Source organism: Paenibacillus sp. P4_E11, from assembly GCF_056401635.1.
Genome location: NZ_JBFUIX010000638.1, coordinates 1 through 739, shown reverse-complemented (window position 1 = coordinate 739; position 739 = coordinate 1). Strand labels below are relative to the sequence as shown.

Here is a 739-nt window from a genome sequence, read left to right as displayed (position 1 = left end):
GGGTATAGACAATATACGAAGTCAGTAACACTAAAGATCTCCACCAGTTGCCTGTCAGTTACGTGTTTGCGACTTGACTCTTTTCTCTAATAATCTTCCATCAATTATTGTGCCTAACTTAAATTAGCGCACTAAAAAGGAGCCGCACCGTAATGAAACGACTCCGAGAACAAACTTTTAACTCTTCCTTATGACTTATAACACACAGATACCTTTAAAACTCTAACCAGCACAGAAAACGAGAATGATATCTCACCGTCCGTGCAATTGTCCTGTTTTGTTAACAATTCAATTACCATATTGCGAAAAGAACGTTGATGGGCACTTGAAAGTCCTGATCGGTCTGGTTTAATGATCTTGGCCGTATTATCAAACTCTGGTTGCTGCCTGACACCGAAGGTCGCAATCCTTTTCTCGCTGATATGAATGAACAGGATCCCCGCATTTACTACAGAAAGTTCTTCTTCTAATTCATTGAATACTTCTATCAGTCTCTTTTCGAGCGAAGGCGGCTCGAGCATCTAAGCATTTCCTCCTATTATTTTCTACCATTTTTGTATAAACATATTATATCCGTTTTTCCAGGCGTAATATATATTTAGTTTCCTTACTTTTGAGTGAGTTTTGCCTGTCTCTGTTCTTTTTCCGCTTCATACTGTGCCCGATATGAAGAGATAATAGATACATCGTATCCATATAGCACCAGTTGACCCTCTAGTTGACTTAAAATCGCTTCAAA

At 38.8% G+C, this 739-nt stretch carries 1 protein-coding gene; it reads right to left on the bottom strand.

Annotated features, from left to right (window positions below; genetic code table 11):
* Nucleotides 1-188 precede the first annotated feature (188 nt).
* Nucleotides 189-521: a hypothetical protein gene (locus tag AC1DWB_RS36620; RefSeq protein WP_477545948.1), complete on the bottom strand. Its 333-nt coding sequence runs from the start codon at nucleotides 519-521 to the stop codon at nucleotides 189-191.
* Nucleotides 522-739: the final 218 nt, after the last annotated feature.

What these genes read in the sequence shown, in the direction of transcription:
- AC1DWB_RS36620 (WP_477545948.1), bottom strand. Translation starts at nt 521, where the DNA reads ATGCTCGAGCCGCCTTCGCTCGAAAAGAGACTGATAGAAGTATTCAAT.